Raw genomic sequence first — 14,749 nt, forward strand, 5'->3', positions numbered from 1 at the left:
CGGCGTGAACACGGGACCAGCTGAGGGGGGGGCTGGCGGGGGCGGGGGTGGCCGTGGACGAGCACCTGCCCCCGGACGGGACCTGGGTGCGCGGCGTGGCGGTGGCGTCGGCGGACGGTGCGGGGCGACCGGCCCAGGGGCGGGCGGCCCTCCCCTGGGCCGGTCGGCCCTCACCGTCCGCCTACGCCACCGCCACGGCTCGCACCCACGTCCCGTCCGGGGTCAGGTACTCGTCCACCTCCAGTCCCGCCTCCGCCAGCGCCGCTTCGAACTGTTCCTTGGTCAGGGGCCGGGCGAGGAACGTCTGGGTCCAGGTGCCGTCCGGGAACGTGTACTCGACGTGGACCGAGTCGACGCCGTCCCCCACGGGCCGCACCGAGGCGATCCGGACTCTGAAGCCGCTGGGGTCGACCCGCTCCCTGGGCACATTGGTGTGGTAGTCCTCGCCCTCGCGCTGGATGAGGACGCAGCCTCCCTCGGCCACATAGCGGGCGCAGGTGCGCAGCAGACCCCGGCGCACCTCTTCGTCACCGGCGTGGACAAGGAAGGACGCGAGCATCACCACGTCGAACTTCTCGTCTCCCAGGTCCAGTTCCTCGATGGGGCCGCATATCGTGCGCGCCCCGTGGATCCGGGCCAGCATGTCCGCGGACTCGTCCACCGCGGTGACCGTGAAGCCCCGCTCCAGCAGCGGGTGGGTCACCCGGCCCGCCCCGCTGCCCAGTTCCAGGATGTGCGCCCCGGCCGGTACCGCCGCGGCGATGATGTCCGGCTCCGGCCCCGCCGGCAGCCGCGTGTAGACCTCCACCGCGCAGCCGTCCGGAGTGATCGCGCCGCTTCCCGTGCCCTCGTATCCCTCACGCATGTCGACCGTCATGCCCGGAGAACGGCCCTCCCTCGCCCTCCCGTTCCCGTTCGACAGCAGTTCACTCGTTCGAGCGATGTGCCGCCGAGCGGGAACTCCGCGCCGCCCCCGGTGCCCGTCCGCCCTCGGCGCACGCCCGGTGCCCGCGACACCCGCCCGGCGGACGACCGGCGGACGACCGGCGGACGCCGTTGGACACCGTTGCTGCGCGGCGCGTCGCCGTTGCTGCGCGGCGCCGTTCGTCGCCGTTGGTGCGCGTCGCCACCGAAGAGTACGTTGCAAGGAGGAGTGGTGATCCCATGCGTACGGGCAGTGAACCGGCGACCGCGCGCAGTGCCCTGCGGGCGCGGCTGTGGCTGAGCGTGTGGGGACTGGTCTGGGCGGTCTTCGGCACGGCGCTGTTCGCGCTGGTCGGACTCCCCGGCTGGGCGGCGGCCTGCGGAGTGCTGCTGCTGGTGATCGTCGTCGACATGGCGGTGATCGTCCGGCACATCCGGCAGGGCCCGCACTACCAGCCGGGCCGCGATGTCCCGCCGTACCAGCCGCCGCGCGGCGGGCAGCCGTACCCCGGGACGCCGCCGCGCCACTGGTATCCGCACCGGCACGGGCACGGGCACCCCTGACAGGAGGACCGGCACGGGCGCCCCTGACGGGTCCCGGCCCGTCAGCCGTCGAAGCGGGCCGCCTTCAGGTACTCCGGGTTGGGATCGAGCGCCGCCGCCAGCCGGAAGTGGCGTTTGGCCTGGTCGGGGCGGCCCTGGCGCTCATAGGTGCGAGCGAGGGCGAAGTGCGCGAACGCGTTGTCCGGCTCCCGCTCCAGCACGATGGTGAACTCCAGCTCGGCGGGCCGCAGTTGCGCGGCGGCGAAGAAGGCACGCGCGCGCAGCAGGCGGGCCGCGGTGTTCTCGGGGTGCGCGGCGATGACCCCGTCGAGCAACTTCACCGCGCCCCGGGGATCCCGCGCGTTGAGCAGGTGCTCGGCGGCGCGGAAGTCGATGACATGGGTCTCCGGAGTGGGTCCGGGGGAACCGCTGGTCTCGGGCACGGCACAGTCCTTCCCTTGTTCCGGGAGTTCAACGCCCCCGCGCGGACCGCTATTCCGTGGCCCGGTCCGCGGCGGAGGTGCCACGGGCGCGGCGCACCAGGTCGTCCCAGACCGCCTCGACGCGCTCGCGCAGCGCGTCCAACGGCACGTCGTTGTCGATCAGGATGTCGGCGATCGCGCGCCGCTGCTCGCGGGTGGCCTGCGCGGCCATCCGGGCGCGGGCGTCCTCCTCGGTCATCCCCCGCAGCCGTGTCAGGCGGTCGAGTTGGGTCTCGGGGCGCGCGTCCACAACGATCACCAGGTCGTAGAACGGCGCCAGGCCGTTCTCGGTGAGCAGGGGCACGTCGTGGATCACCACGGCGTCCGGGGCCGCGGTCTCCTCCAGCTCACGGGAGCGGGCGCCGACCAGGGGGTGCACGATCGAGTTGAGGACGGCGAGCTTCTCCGGGTCGGCGAAGACGATCGAGCCGAGCCGGGGCCGGTCCAGGCTTCCGTCCGGGGCGAGGATGTCCGCGCCGAAGGCCTCGACCACGGCCTGGAGGCCGGGGGTGCCGGGCGCGACGACCTCGCGGGCGATGCGGTCCGCGTCGATCAGCACGGCTCCGTGCTCCACGAGCAGCCGCGACACCTCACTCTTGCCGGCGCCGATGCCACCGGTCAGACCAACTTTCAACATGAGCGGAAGCTTAGAGGCCGCGCAGATAGGTGGGGTGGGGGCCTCGACAGCAAGGCGGGCGCGGGTGTCAGTGATCATGAAGTTGCAACGCTCTGTGGCCACTGGGGAGACTCGTGCCCGTCCGCTGACCGCCCGCCCTCCTGTCAGACCAATCCGCGGCGCTGCTGCCCAAGCGCCCCTTTGTCGATCCAGCCCACGCGCTGGGAACACCGTCGCGGCCTTCGGGGGGCGAGGCGTTTCGTCACGGTGCCGTGGGGTTAGCGGCCGATCTTGTCCAGCTCGGCGAGATCGTCGTCGGAGAGCTGGAGTCCCGCGCCCGCGACGTTCTCGTGCAGGTGTGCCACCGACGAGGTGCCGGGGATCAGCAGGATGTTCGGCGACCGCTGCAGCAGCCAGGCCAGGGCGACCGACATCGGCGTCGCGTCCAGCCGGGTGGCCACGGCCGTGAGGGCCGAGGACTGCAGCGGGTTGAAACCGCCGAGCGGGAAGAAGGGCACGTAGGCGATGCCCTGCTCGGCGAGCTCGTCGATCAGCTCGTCGTCCTGGCGGTGGGCGAGGTTGTACATGTTCTGCACACACACGATCGGCGCAATCGCCTGTGCCTCGGCGACCTGTTCCGCCGTCGCGTTGCTCACGCCGAGGTGCCGGATCAGGCCCTGCCGCTGGAGTTCGACGAGTGTTTCGAACGCCTCGGCGAGCGGGCCGGGCTGGGGTCCCTGGGCATCGCCGAGCCGGAGGTTGACCACATCCAGCGTCTCGAGACCGAGGTTCTCCAGGTTCTCCTGGACGGCCCGGCGCAGGTCTTCCGGCGTGCGTGCCGGGGGCCAGCCTCCCTCCTCGTCCCGGGTCGCGCCGACCTTGGTCACGATGTGCAGCGAGTCGGAGTACGGGTGCAGCGCTTCGCGGATCAGCTGGTTGGTGATGTGCGGCCCGTAGGCGTCGGCGGTGTCGATGTGGGTGATGCCGAGGTCGACGGCCTCGCGGAGAACGGCGAGTGCTCCGTCGCGGTCGGCCGGTGGGCCCATGACCCATGGGCCTGCGAGCTGCATGGCGCCATAGCCGAACCGGGTGACGGACAGGTCGCCCAGGGTCCAGTTGCCGCCGGGAAGCGACGCGGAGGGGGTGCTCATGGTGTGCCTTTCATGTCGAGCCAGAGGCTGGTGCCTGACGGCTCCTTGCACCACTATTAGTGCGTAGCTTCATTTCAGGAAGTAGGCACTTTGAAGTGCATAAGGCACCCGAGGGTGAGAGGAACGGTCCATGGCAACGTTGACGGCAGCCCAGCAGAGGGCACAGGCCAAGGCGGAGTACGACGCCTTCGTGGCGCAATGTCCCAGTCGCAAGCTGCTGGACCGGATCTCCGACAAGTGGGTCACGCTGATCCTGGCCGCGCTCGGCAGCGACAGCGCGCATCAGCCCGGCGCCGACTGCGGTGGCGAGCCCCGGGTGATGCGCTACTCGGAGCTGCAGCGTCTGCTGGCCGGCGTCAGCCAGAAGATGCTCACCCAGACGCTGCGCTCCCTGGAGCGCGACGGCCTGGTGTCCCGCACCGTGACGCCGACCGTGCCGGTAACGGTCTCCTACGAGCTGACCGATCTCGGCCTGTCGCTGTACGAGATGATGCGCGACCTCAAGGCCTGGGCCGAGGTGCACATGGACGATGTGCTTGCCAACCGCGAGACCTACGACACCCGCGTCGCCTGAACCACAAGGGCAAGACGTGGCCTGGTGCCCGTTTCGGGCACTGGCTTGGACACTCATGGGCGTCGCTTGGGGCGGTCGTCCCAGCGGCGGGTGGTCCAGGCTCGGCGGAGCAGGCTACGAACGGTGATGATCGTGTCGGTGAGGTCGAAGAAGGCTGACCTTGCAGATTCCGCTCGTTGGGTACGGAGCGGGACGTGGCCGAGTCGTAGCCGGCGTCGAGGTGGACGGTTATCTGGTCAGGAAGTGGACCAAGTCCGTTCAAGAGGTCCAGAGTGGTGCCAGACGTGGCGAGTCGTGACGGTTGGCGCCTGCCAGGACGCGACCGAGCGGGATGCCGTAGCCGTCGGTCATGCCCGACCGTTTCATACCTTGTTGACCCCGGTCGACGGGTGAGCGTCCGGCCGCTTCGCCGCCGCCGGGGGCTCTGTCGAAGGTCCTGAAGACGTGCTGGACGAGACGGTGCCGCTCAAGATCAGTCCGCCCTGCCCCGGCCCGTCGCGCGTGTACTCATGGCGTGGACGCGGCGGGGGTGGCGCGCGGAGTACCGGTTCCGGCCGCTCCGTGAGCCTGACGGCGCGGAAGATCAGGGCGCGACGAGTGCGGCGCTGTACCGGAAGCCTCGGACGGATGTGCCGAGATGGTACGGCCCCGTGATCTGTGTGGCGTGGGATGTACCGGCTGTCGGTCAGTCACGTCCGCACCGGGCGGGGCTGACTCTCAGCTGACGTCTTGCGGTCGCGGGAAGCGTCGGCGCTTCTTCATCCACAAGGCCGCTCCCCCGGCCGTGATCACGCCGGCGACGGCAAGGGCGGGCCCGCCGAGGGTGATGATTCGCTGGAGGGACGCGGCGGCACCGTAGCCGGCGCCGGCTTCGGCGGTGGCCCACAGGCAGGCGGCGGTGGCGCTGTAGGGGGCGATGCAGCGGTAGGACAGGCTGGTGGCGCCTGCGAAGTGGGGGGCGAGGGTGCGTACGACGGGAATGAAGCGGGCCAGCAGGATGGCTCGGCCGCCGTGGCGGGCGGTGAGGGCCTCAGCGCGGTGCCAGAGGGGGGCGGGGATGCGGCGGGCCGCGCGGCCGGTGCGGAGCCGCTGACCGAGAAGGCGGCCGGTGCGGTGGGCGAGGAGGTCTCCGGCGACGACGGCGCCGGCCGCGGTGGCGATGAGGAGAGGGAGGCTGACGTGGCCGGCGCGGGCCAGCGCGCCGGCGGTCAGCAGCAGGGTGAGGGTCGGGACGAAGGCGCCGACCAGGAGGATCGACTCGGCCAGCACGGCCAGGGCAAGCACCCCGTAGGCGGCCGGCGGGGGAAGGTGGGCGAGGAGGTCGGTCAGGACGTGCATCGACAGACTCACCTGGTTCAGGCGGCGCTGTGCTGACCGTCGGCGGAGGGTTGGGAAGGCAGCGGGGGGCGTTGCAGGTGCCAGACGTGGGCGGGTGGCAGGTTGGCCCACACGCTCCAGCGGGCGGTGGCGTAGCGGCGCTGGTAGGCGGTCATGTCGTGGTCCACGGCGGCGTGCCGGCGTGCTTCGGACTGTGAGGCGAGCAGGGTGCGGGCGCGTCGGGTGCCGAGGTAGGCGAAGTAGGTGAGGGTTCCGCCGGGGTGGAGCAGCTCCAGGTAGCGGCCCATGATCCGTTCCACGGTGCGGGGGGCGAAATTGGTCAGCGGCAAGCCGGAAACGATCACGTCGTACCGCCGGTCGGTGTCGAGGTCCTCGACGAGGCCCTGGTGGACGGTGATGTCCGCGGACCGGGACGTCGTGCGGGGGTGGGTGGCGGCGAGGATGCGCAGTTGGTCGGCGAAGCGGGGATTGGCCTCGACGATGTCGAGGCGGCTGCCGCGGGGAAGGCTAGGGATCAGATGCCGGGTGACGGCACCGGTGCCGGCGCCTGCTTCCAGGACGGCCAGCGGGCGGGGCGAGCGGCTGCGGACGGGCTCGGTCAGGGCGTGGGCGAGGGCTTTGCCGCTGGGGGCGATCGCGCCGGTGGTGCGCAGATCACGGGCTGCTTCGATCAGAAACAGCCAGCCGTCGGCTTCGCGCTGCGCCAGGACACGTCGGTGGGAGGTGGTCCAGTCATCCATGCATATGACGCTAGAAATCGCCGCCCGGCAGCGGATCCGCCGTTCTTCGACGGCTTTCCCCGACGAAAGTAGGGGGTGGGCGTCGCCGGTCGTCGGGGGGCGCCAGGCGGCTGTCTGCCTAGGATCGTGACGGTGAACAGCAGCAGGGTTCAGGCGTGGGTGGTGGCCGTCGGGCGCGGCGCGGCCGTGACGTTCTTCGCCACCGTCGCGGCGGTGAGCGCCGCGCAGCGGGTCGGCGACGGCCGGTATGTGGTTGCCATCAGTGCCTCGGCCGTGGCGTGCGCGGTGGCGCTGCTCGTGCCGCGGCTGCGCGGGCCCGTCGCGCCCATCGTGGTCGCCGCCGTCACCGCGTGGTGGGGGTGGGTCGGCACGTTGCTGCTGGCGTTTGTCATGTATGACCTGGCCGCGGCCCGCCGGACGCGGGCGGCGGTCCTGTGCGCCGCCGCCGCGCTGGGCGCCAACCTCGTCGGCTATCCGCCGACCCGGCTGTGGCACCAGCAGGCGTACGTCACCGCGCTGTTCCTATGGGCCTTCGCGTATGTCGTCGGCCTGTGGATCGGCAACCGCCGGCGTCTGGTGCGGGCGCTGGCCGCCGATGTGGAGCACCTGCGCGTCGAGGCGCAGCTGCGCGAGGAGGCCGCGCGCATCGCGGAGCGGTCCCGGATCGCGGCGGAGATGCACGACGTCCTCGCCCACCGGCTCAGCCTGATCGCCCTGCACACGGGCGTGCTGGCCACCCGCAGCGACCCCCTTCCCGGACCGATCGCCGAACGACTGGCTCTACTGCGGGACGCCTCCACGGAAGCCCTCGCCGACCTGCGGGACGTGCTCGGTGTGCTGCGTACTCCCGGAGCTGCACCAAACGGTGCCGGCGTGGTGCCCGCGCCGGTTCCCGGCGACGTCCGGCAACTGGTGGACGACGCCCGCGCCGCCTCCCAGCCCATTGCCATGACGGTCCACGGCCGGCCGGAGGACGCGCCCACCACCCACCGCCTGGCCGTGTACCGCATCGTGCAGGAAGCCCTGACCAACGCCCGCAAGCACGCCGACGGCGCCCTGGTGACCATGAGGATCGACTACCGGCCGCCGGTCACGCTGGTGGAGGTCACCAATCCCCCCGGTCCCCCCGGGCCGGCGGCCGCCGTCGGTTCCGGTTACGGACTCGTCGGCCTGCGCGAACGCGTCAGCGCCCTCGGCGGCCATCTGACCGTGGGACCGGCCGGCGCGGGCTCCTGGCGCCTGGCCGCGCGCATCCCCCACCCGGCCGGCACGGAAGAGAACGGCACTCCCGCATGATCCGCGCAATGATCGTCGACGACGACGCCCTGGTCCGCCTCGGACTGGCCGACCTCCTCGACAGCGACCCGGAGATCGACCTCGTCGCCCAGGCCGCCGACGGCCTCCAGGCGATCGAACGGGCCAGCGCCCACCGCGTCGATGTCGCCCTGGTCGACGTGCGCATGCCCCGCATGGACGGCATCACCGCCACCGCCCGGCTGAGGGCGCTGCCTCACCCGCCGAAGGTCATCACTTTGACCACCTTCGACCTCGACCAGTACGTATACGACGCCCTTGCCGCCGGAGCCGACGGCTTTCTGCTCAAGGACACCGATCCCGCCGAGATCCTGCGCGCCGTCCACCTGGTGGCAGCCGGCTCCGCCATGCTCCACCCCGCCGCGGCCCGCCGACTCATCGACCGCTACCACACCGGCAACCAGCCGAAGGCCACCGCCGCGCGGGCCCGGCTTGAGCGGCTCACCCCCCGGGAGCTGGACGTTCTGGCCCTGCTTGCCCATGGCGAGACCAACGCTGACATTGCCGCCCGCCTCGCGATGCGGGAAAGCACCGTCAAAGCCCACGTCAGCCGTATCCTCACTGCCCTGGGCGTCACCAACCGCGTCCAGGCCGCCCTCCTGGCCCGCGACGCGGGACTGCCCACCTGATCAGACGGGCAGGTTCTGAAGGACGTCGGGACGAGGACCTCATCAAAGGCGGCGACGGTCTCGCGGTCGCCGAAGCACATGGTGACGACGACCAGAACCGCGAAGGTCCCGGAACCTTCCTCCTTCGCCCACTTGTTCGCCCAGCCCTCGATGCCTGTCTGCGCGGCTTCTTGGGGCCTCGTTCGATCCGGCCGGGCTCGCGGGACCCGGCACGCGCATCCGCGGCGTTGTCGTCACTCGCCGGACTCCCCCACGCTCGGCTTCGCTCGCGCGGGGGCATCCCCGTCGCGTCGGTCCCCTCCTCCGCCTCGCATCTGCACGCACCGGACCCCGGCCCCCGATCCGGCTTGTGAACCGGACGAAAGACCCCAGGCCCTGCCACCGACAGCGGCAGGGCCGGCCCGGTGGTCAGGCCTCGCCCTCCCGCTCCGCCAGGAAGCGCTCGAACTCGCGCCCGATCTCGTCCGCGGAGGGGATCTCCACCGGCTCGGCGAGCATGTTGCCCCGGGTCTCGGCGCCGGCCGCCGCGTCGTACTGGTGTTCAAGGCCCTGGACGAGCGAGGTCAGTTCCTCGTCGCCCTCCTGGATCTGCCGGTCGATCTCGGTCTGGGTGCGGCGGGCCTCGGTGCGCAGAGAGTGCGCGATGCCGGGCAGGACCAGCCCGGTGGCCGCGGTGATCGCCTCCAGGACGGTCAGCGCGGCGTCCGGGTACGGGGAGCGGGCGACGTAGTGCGGCACGTGCGCGGCGACGCCCAGCACGTCGTGTCCCGCCTGCATGAGGCGGTACTCGACCAGCTGCTCCACGCTGCCGGGCACCTGGGCCTCCTCGAAGGGGCTGCGGTGGCCGGGGACGAGGTCCGCGCGGTTGCCGTGCGGCGTCAGGCCCACGGGGCGGGTGTGCGGGACGCCCATGGGCAGGCCGCTGAAGTTCACGGCCAGCCGGACGCCGAGCCGGTCGGCGATCTGGCGTACGGCCGTCGAGAAACGCTCCCACTCCACGTCCGGCTCGGGGCCGGACAGCAGCAGGAAGGGGGCGCCGGTGGCGTCCTGGACGATGTGGACCTCTATGGCCGGGGTCTCGTAGTCGGTCCAGCGGTCGCGCTTGAAGGTGAGCAGGGGCCGGCGGGCCCGGTAGTCCACGAGGCGGTCGTGGTCGAAGCGCGCCACGACCTGGTGGGGCAGCGAGTCGAGCAGCCGGTCGACGATCTGGTCACCGGTCTCGCCCGCGTCGATGTATCCGTCGAAGTGGTAGAGCATGACAAGGCCGGCCGATTCCTGGGCGAGCGCCATGTCGACCACGGCGAGGCCCTTCGGCTCCCATGCGTACAAACCCTGCGGATCAAGCACTGTGACCGCTCCTCCTCCTGTTCCCCATCTACAACGTGCCCCGCGACGGGGGCATTCCCGCGACACGCCGTAGATCGGCGATCTCCCTCCGGACACCTTGACGCTCCGTCACTTGGTCCGTACCTTCCCCGGAGACCGTTGTTCAGCATGACGGCCGTGGTTCATGTACGAGATTCGTGCCGCCCCGAAGCAGGGACCCCAAGCGCCCGCACGACAGGAACGCAGCATCCCAAGCGCCCGCACGCCAGGAACGCAGCACCCCAAGCGCCCGCACGCCAGGAACGCAGCACCCCAAGCGCCCGCACGCCAGGAAGGCAGCACCCCCATGCGTCCACGCACGCCGCTCACCGTCCTGCTCGCCGCGACCGCCGTCACCGGTGGTCTGCTCCTCGCCGCGCCGGGTCCGGCCGCCGCCGCCTCCACCGTCGAGGTGACGACCGCGGCCCAGCTGAAGACCGCCCTCGCGAACGCGAAACCCGGCGACACGATCCATCTCGCCGACGGCACCTACAGCGGGAACTTCCAGGCGACCGCGCCGGCCACCGCGTCCGCCCGCATCACTCTCACCGGCTCCGCCAGGGCCGTGCTCACCGCCGGCGGCGGCTACGGGCTCCATCTGAACGGCGCCTCCTACTGGACGGTCAGCGGGCTGACGGTGACCGGCGGCCAGAAGGGGATCATGATCGACGCTTCCCAGGGCGTGACCGTGGACGGCGTCACGGTGCACGGCCTGGCCATGGAGGGCGTGCACTTCCGCAACTCCAGCGCGGACGGCGTGATCAGGAACTCGCGGATCTACGACACCGGCAACGACGGCAATGGCATGGGCGAGGGCGTGTACGTCGGCACCGCCAACACCCTGTCCGACAGGAGCGACCGCGTCCAGATCCTGGACAACACCATCGGCCCGGACGTGGGCGGCGAGAACGTCGACGTCAAGGAGGGCACGACCGGCACCCGGATCATCGGGAACACCTTCGACGGCAGCGGCCTGACCGGCGCCAACTACGACGACTCATGGGTCGACGTGAAGGGCAACGACGTCCTGGTCGAGGACAACACCGGCACCCGCACCAGCAACGACGGCTACCAGACCCACACCCAGCAGCCCGGCTGGGGCTGCGGCACGGTCTTCAAGGGCAACACGTCGACCCTGACGGGCGCCACGGGCCCCACCCAGCTGGCCATCGACGTCGCCAACAACGGCGCCGGCTGTACGACGACGGTCTACAGCACCAACACGGTGACCGGCGGCAAGGGCCTGACCAACATCCAGGTGACCGGTTGAGGGGCGCGGGGAACCGCGCAACCGGGCCCGTCGAACCCGCAGCCCCTCGACGGAACCGCCCCGGGAAAACCCTGAGGGGCCCCACCTCGAAAGGTGGGGCCCCTCAGCAGCTAACTGTTAAGCCTCAGCGGCCTGCGTTCAGCTCTGGCCGCCCGCGAGCTTCTCGCGGAGCGCGGCCAGCGCCTCGTCCGAGGCCAGCGCGCCGGAGTTGTCCGCGCCCTCGGAGGAGTACGAGCCGCCGCCGGTCGCGGCCGGAGCCGCAGCCTCGCCGCCCTCGGCCGCGGCAGCGGCGTCGGCCTCGCGGGACTTGATGACCTGCTGCTGGTGCTGCTCGAAGCGGGACTGCGCCTCGGCGTACTGGCGCTCCCACTCCTCGCGCTGCTTCTCGTAGCCCTCGAGCCAGTCGTTGGTCTCGGGGTCGAAGCCCTCGGGGTAGATGTAGTTGCCCTGGTCGTCGTAGGACGCGGCCATGCCGTACAGGGTCGGGTCGAACTCGACGGCCGACGGGTCGGCGCCGAAGGACTCGTTGGCCTGCTTCAGCGAGAGGCTGATGCGACGACGCTCGAGGTCGATGTCGATGACCTTGACGAAGATCTCGTCGTTGACCTGGACGACCTGCTCCGGGATCTCCACGTGGCGCTCGGCCAGCTCGGAGATGTGGACCAGACCCTCGATGCCCTCGTCCACGCGGACGAACGCACCGAACGGAACCAGCTTCGTGACCTTGCCGGGCACGACCTGGCCGATCTGGTGGGTGCGGGCGAACTGCTGCCACGGGTCTTCCTGGGTCGCCTTCAGCGACAGGGAGACGCGCTCGCGGTCCATGTCGACGTCGAGGACCTCGACGGTGACCTCCTGGCCGACCTCGACGACCTCGGACGGGTGGTCGATGTGCTTCCAGGACAGCTCGGAGACGTGGACCAGACCGTCGACGCCACCCAGGTCCACGAAGGCACCGAAGTTGACGATCGAGGAGACCACGCCGGAGCGGACCTGACCCTTCTGGAGGGTCGTGAGGAACGTCTGGCGGACCTCGGACTGGGTCTGCTCCAGCCAGGCACGGCGGGACAGGACCACGTTGTTGCGGTTCTTGTCCAGCTCGATGATCTTGGCCTCGAGCTCCTTGCCGACGTACGGCTGGAGATCGCGGACGCGGCGCATCTCGACCAGGGAGGCCGGGAGGAAGCCACGGAGGCCGATGTCGAGGATGAGACCACCCTTGACGACCTCGATGACGGTACCGGTGACGATGCCGTCCTCTTCCTTGATCTTCTCGATGGTGCCCCAGGCACGCTCGTACTGGGCGCGCTTCTTCGAGAGGATCAGGCGGCCTTCCTTGTCCTCCTTCTGGAGGACCAGGGCCTCGATCTCGTCGCCGACGGCGACGACCTCGTTCGGGTCGACGTCGTGCTTGATCGAGAGCTCGCGGCTCGGGATGACACCTTCGGTCTTGTAACCGATGTCGAGCAGGACCTCGTCCCGGTCGACCTTCACGATGACGCCGTCGACGATGTCGCCGTCGTTGAAGTACTTGATCGTCTCGTCGATCGCTGCGAGGAAGGCTTCCTCGTTACCGATGTCGTTGACCGCTACCTGCGGGGTGGTGGCGGTGGTCTCGGTGCTGCTCGTCATGTGGGAAAGGGCTCCGGTACGGACATTGAAGTCGTAGGTACTGCTTACGCCGGGAGCCCGTTTCGCTCTGCAGAAGCCGGACAGCCAAGGAAGCGCCACCCAAAAGGACACCGGGTGCCCGGTGGCGCCTCGACAACCGAGGGGACATACATACAGATGCGAGCGCAGCCTGCTACGTCTGAGGAGCGCAGGCCCGCAGCGCAACTTGTAGCATACGGGGGCAGCCGGACAGGGTCAATGCGCGAAGGCGGACACCCGGGACGGATTGCCGTATATCCGGCGCAAGAATGTCCCGCAGGGCCGCGCGAGAGGGCCGTGCGACCCCTTCTCCGGCATACCGCCGTCCGGTGGGCCGGACGGAAGATTACGACGAGGGAGCCGATCATCCAAGAGCCGGAACGGCCCGAGCCCGAGGGGTTCGAGCCCGAAGCCACCCGCCGTGACGCCGACGTCGCGGAGAGCAGCCGGGCCAACCGGGGCTGGTGGGACCGCAACGCGGACGAGTACCAGGTCGAACACGGCACGTTCCTCGGCGACGACCGGTTCGTGTGGGGCCCGGAGGGGCTGGACGAGGTCGAGGCCGAGCTGCTGGGCCCGCCGGAGGACCTGAAGGGCAAGGACGTCCTGGAGATCGGCGCCGGCGCGGCCCAGTGCGCGCGCTGGCTGGCCGCCCAGGGGGCCCGCCCGGTGGCCCTGGACCTCTCGCACCGCCAGCTCCAGCACGCGCTGCGCATCGGCGGATCGTTCCCTCTGGTGTGCGCGGACGCGGGCGCGCTGCCCTTCGCGGACGGCTCCTTCGACCTGGCGTGCTCGGCGTACGGCGCGCTGCCGTTCGTCGCCGATCCACGCCTGGTGCTGCGCGAGGTGCGGCGGGTGCTGCGGCCGGGCGGGCGGTTCGTCTTCTCGGTGACCCATCCGATCCGCTGGGCGTTCCCGGACGAGCCGGGTCCCGAGGGCCTGTCGGTGTCCGCCTCCTACTTCGACCGCACGCCCTATGTCGAGCAGGACGAGGAGGGGCGGGCGGTCTACGTGGAGCACCACAGGACGCTCGGCGACCGGGTGCGGGACATCGTGGCCTCGGGGCTGCGCCTGGTGGACCTGGTCGAGCCGGAGTGGCCGGCCTGGAACACCTCCGAGTGGGGCGGCTGGTCCCCGCTGCGGGGCGGCCTGATCCCGGGCACGGCCATCTTCGTGTGCGAGCGGGACTGAGCCGTCCACCGGGCGTGCGGGCCCCTTCGGCCGTCGTACGACACTGGGGGGCGTGATCCGTGACGACGCCCTGGACGCGCTGCCCGTGCGCTCCGCCCTGCCCGCCCTGACCGACGCGCTCGCGGCCGGCGGCACCGCCGTCCTGGTGGCGCCGCCCGGCACCGGCAAGACCACGCTGGTGCCGCTGGTGCTGGCGGGGCTGGTCGGGGGCGGTCCCGCGCGGCGGGTCGTGGTGGCCGAGCCGCGGCGGATCGCGGCGCGCGCGGCGGCCCGGCGGATGGCGTGGCTGCTGGGCGAGCGGCCCGGCGAGAGCGTGGGCTTCACGGTGCGCGGCGAGCGGGCCGTGGGCCGCCGCACCCGGGTGGAGGTCGTGACCACCGGCGTGCTGTTGCAGCGGCTGCAACGCGATCAGGAGCTGGCCGGGGCCGACGTCGTCGTGCTCGACGAGTGCCATGAGCGGCACTTGGACGCCGACACGGCGGCGGCCTTCCTGTGGGACGTGCGGCAGACCCTGCGGCCGGAGCTGCGGCTGGTGGCTGCGTCGGCGACCACGGACGCCGAGGGGTGGGCGCGGCTGCTGGGCGGGGCGCCGGTGGTCGAGGCGACGGGCGTGAGCCATCCGGTGGAGGTGGTGTGGGCGCCGCCCGCGCGCCCGGTGCGGCCGCCGCACGGGATGCGGGTGGACCCCGCGCTGCTGGCGCACGTGGCGTCGGTGGTGCGGCGGGCGCTGGCCGAGCGGGACGGCGACGTGCTGTGTTTCCTGCCGGGGGTCGGCGAGATCGCGCGGGTGGCCGGGCAGCTGGGGGACCTGGACGCGGTCGATGTCCTCCAGGTGCACGGGCGGGCGCCGGCGGCCGTGCAGGAGGCGGTGCTGGCGCCCGGGGTGCGGCGCCGCGTGGTGCTGGCGACGTCGGTCGCGGAGTCCTCGCTGACGGTGCCCGGGGTGCGGGTGGTGGTGGACT

General features: G+C 71.4%; 15 protein-coding genes and 1 pseudogene. 7 read left to right on the forward strand and 9 right to left on the reverse strand.

Annotated features, from left to right (window positions below; all coding sequences use genetic code 11):
- Positions 1-181: 181 nt before the first annotated feature.
- A complete protein-coding gene (locus tag FRZ03_RS30745; RefSeq protein ID WP_146468390.1) occupies positions 182-865 on the reverse strand; it encodes a class I SAM-dependent methyltransferase in 684 nt (227 codons plus the stop codon).
- 299 nt (positions 866-1,164) lie between these two features.
- Here FRZ03_RS30745 and FRZ03_RS30750 point away from each other — a divergent pair, with 299 nt between their 5' ends.
- Positions 1,165-1,488 carry a DUF6343 family protein gene (locus tag FRZ03_RS30750; RefSeq protein ID WP_146468364.1) on the forward strand — a complete coding sequence of 108 codons (324 nt, stop codon included), beginning with the start codon at positions 1,165-1,167 and terminating at the stop codon, positions 1,486-1,488.
- Between the two features lie 41 nt (positions 1,489-1,529).
- Here the strand turns inward: FRZ03_RS30750 and FRZ03_RS30755 are convergent, their stop codons facing one another.
- From FRZ03_RS30755 to FRZ03_RS30765, 3 genes are all read right to left on the reverse strand, one after another.
- Positions 1,530-1,910, reverse strand: coding sequence for a tetratricopeptide repeat protein (locus tag FRZ03_RS30755; RefSeq protein ID WP_146468365.1), 381 nt, complete (start codon positions 1,908-1,910; stop codon positions 1,530-1,532).
- A 49-nt stretch (positions 1,911-1,959) separates the two neighbouring features.
- The gene (coaE, locus tag FRZ03_RS30760; RefSeq protein ID WP_146468366.1) at positions 1,960-2,586 is read right to left on the reverse strand and encodes a dephospho-CoA kinase; all 627 of its coding nucleotides are present in this window, start codon (positions 2,584-2,586) and stop codon (positions 1,960-1,962) included.
- Positions 2,587-2,843: 257 nt separating this feature from the next.
- Positions 2,844-3,716 carry an aldo/keto reductase family oxidoreductase gene (locus FRZ03_RS30765; RefSeq protein ID WP_146468367.1) on the reverse strand — a complete coding sequence of 291 codons (873 nt, stop codon included), beginning with the start codon at positions 3,714-3,716 and terminating at the stop codon, positions 2,844-2,846.
- Between the two features lie 130 nt (positions 3,717-3,846).
- Here FRZ03_RS30765 and FRZ03_RS30770 point away from each other — a divergent pair, with 130 nt between their 5' ends.
- Complete coding sequence (locus FRZ03_RS30770) at positions 3,847-4,290, forward strand: winged helix-turn-helix transcriptional regulator (RefSeq protein WP_146468368.1); 444 nt, start codon at positions 3,847-3,849, stop codon at positions 4,288-4,290.
- Positions 4,291-4,343: 53 nt separating this feature from the next.
- On the opposite strand, the pseudogene FRZ03_RS30775 reads toward FRZ03_RS30770, so the two are convergent.
- From FRZ03_RS30775 to FRZ03_RS30785, 3 genes and pseudogenes are all read right to left on the reverse strand, one after another.
- Positions 4,344-4,716 (reverse strand): annotated as a pseudogene (locus FRZ03_RS30775) (IS5/IS1182 family transposase); the annotation flags it as partial.
- 291 nt (positions 4,717-5,007) lie between these two features.
- A complete protein-coding gene (locus FRZ03_RS30780) occupies positions 5,008-5,628 on the reverse strand; it encodes a DedA family protein (RefSeq protein ID WP_146468369.1) in 621 nt (206 codons plus the stop codon).
- 17 nt (positions 5,629-5,645) lie between these two features.
- The gene (locus FRZ03_RS30785) at positions 5,646-6,368 is read right to left on the reverse strand and encodes a class I SAM-dependent methyltransferase (RefSeq protein ID WP_146468370.1); all 723 of its coding nucleotides are present in this window, start codon (positions 6,366-6,368) and stop codon (positions 5,646-5,648) included.
- Positions 6,369-6,500: 132 nt separating this feature from the next.
- Between FRZ03_RS30785 and FRZ03_RS30790 the strand changes: the two genes are divergently transcribed.
- Together FRZ03_RS30790 and FRZ03_RS30795 are read left to right on the forward strand one after the other, a co-directional pair.
- A complete protein-coding gene (locus FRZ03_RS30790) occupies positions 6,501-7,664 on the forward strand; it encodes a sensor histidine kinase (RefSeq protein WP_146468371.1) in 1,164 nt (387 codons plus the stop codon).
- On the forward strand, positions 7,661-8,311 hold the full coding sequence (locus tag FRZ03_RS30795; protein ID WP_146468372.1) for a response regulator: 651 nt from the start codon (positions 7,661-7,663) through the stop codon (positions 8,309-8,311). Before FRZ03_RS30790 ends, FRZ03_RS30795 begins: the two co-directional genes overlap by 4 nt.
- Positions 8,312-8,719: 408 nt before the next feature.
- Here FRZ03_RS30795 and FRZ03_RS30800 read toward each other — a convergent pair whose 3' ends face one another.
- Positions 8,720-9,658 carry a proteasome assembly chaperone family protein gene (locus FRZ03_RS30800; protein WP_070028509.1) on the reverse strand — a complete coding sequence of 313 codons (939 nt, stop codon included), beginning with the start codon at positions 9,656-9,658 and terminating at the stop codon, positions 8,720-8,722.
- 325 nt (positions 9,659-9,983) lie between these two features.
- On the opposite strand from FRZ03_RS30800, the gene FRZ03_RS30805 reads away from it, so the two are divergent.
- A complete protein-coding gene (locus FRZ03_RS30805) occupies positions 9,984-10,946 on the forward strand; it encodes a right-handed parallel beta-helix repeat-containing protein (protein WP_146468373.1) in 963 nt (320 codons plus the stop codon).
- A gap of 138 nt (positions 10,947-11,084) precedes the next feature.
- On the opposite strand, the gene rpsA is transcribed toward FRZ03_RS30805, so the two are convergent.
- The gene (rpsA, locus tag FRZ03_RS30810; RefSeq protein WP_146468374.1) at positions 11,085-12,578 is read right to left on the reverse strand and encodes a 30S ribosomal protein S1; all 1,494 of its coding nucleotides are present in this window, start codon (positions 12,576-12,578) and stop codon (positions 11,085-11,087) included.
- A 363-nt stretch (positions 12,579-12,941) separates the two neighbouring features.
- On the opposite strand from rpsA, the gene FRZ03_RS30815 reads away from it, so the two are divergent.
- Together FRZ03_RS30815 and FRZ03_RS30820 are read left to right on the forward strand one after the other, a co-directional pair.
- Positions 12,942-13,787 (forward strand): class I SAM-dependent methyltransferase, encoded by an 846-nt coding sequence (locus FRZ03_RS30815; RefSeq protein ID WP_186785715.1) that lies wholly within the window; start codon positions 12,942-12,944, stop codon positions 13,785-13,787.
- A gap of 52 nt (positions 13,788-13,839) precedes the next feature.
- The coding region (locus tag FRZ03_RS30820; protein WP_146468392.1) for a DEAD/DEAH box helicase at positions 13,840-14,749 on the forward strand (910 nt) is incomplete at its 3' end.

The sequence above is a fragment of the Streptomyces misionensis genome, assembly GCF_007896895.1.
In the GTDB taxonomy this organism is placed as follows: domain Bacteria; phylum Actinomycetota; class Actinomycetes; order Streptomycetales; family Streptomycetaceae; genus Streptomyces; species Streptomyces misionensis_A.

What these genes read in the sequence shown, in the direction of transcription:
- FRZ03_RS30745 (WP_146468390.1), bottom strand. Translation starts at nt 865, where the DNA reads ATGCGTGAGGGATACGAGGGCACGGGAAGCGGCGCGATCACTCCGGAC.
- FRZ03_RS30750 (WP_146468364.1), top strand. Translation starts at nt 1,165, where the DNA reads ATGCGTACGGGCAGTGAACCGGCGACCGCGCGCAGTGCCCTGCGGGCG.
- coaE (WP_146468366.1), bottom strand. Translation starts at nt 2,586, where the DNA reads ATGTTGAAAGTTGGTCTGACCGGTGGCATCGGCGCCGGCAAGAGTGAG.
- FRZ03_RS30765 (WP_146468367.1), bottom strand. Translation starts at nt 3,716, where the DNA reads ATGAGCACCCCCTCCGCGTCGCTTCCCGGCGGCAACTGGACCCTGGGC.
- FRZ03_RS30770 (WP_146468368.1), top strand. Translation starts at nt 3,847, where the DNA reads ATGGCAACGTTGACGGCAGCCCAGCAGAGGGCACAGGCCAAGGCGGAG.
- FRZ03_RS30780 (WP_146468369.1), bottom strand. Translation starts at nt 5,628, where the DNA reads ATGCACGTCCTGACCGACCTCCTCGCCCACCTTCCCCCGCCGGCCGCC.
- FRZ03_RS30785 (WP_146468370.1), bottom strand. Translation starts at nt 6,368, where the DNA reads ATGGATGACTGGACCACCTCCCACCGACGTGTCCTGGCGCAGCGCGAA.
- FRZ03_RS30795 (WP_146468372.1), top strand. Translation starts at nt 7,661, where the DNA reads ATGATCCGCGCAATGATCGTCGACGACGACGCCCTGGTCCGCCTCGGA.
- FRZ03_RS30805 (WP_146468373.1), top strand. Translation starts at nt 9,984, where the DNA reads ATGCGTCCACGCACGCCGCTCACCGTCCTGCTCGCCGCGACCGCCGTC.
- rpsA (WP_146468374.1), bottom strand. Translation starts at nt 12,578, where the DNA reads ATGACGAGCAGCACCGAGACCACCGCCACCACCCCGCAGGTAGCGGTC.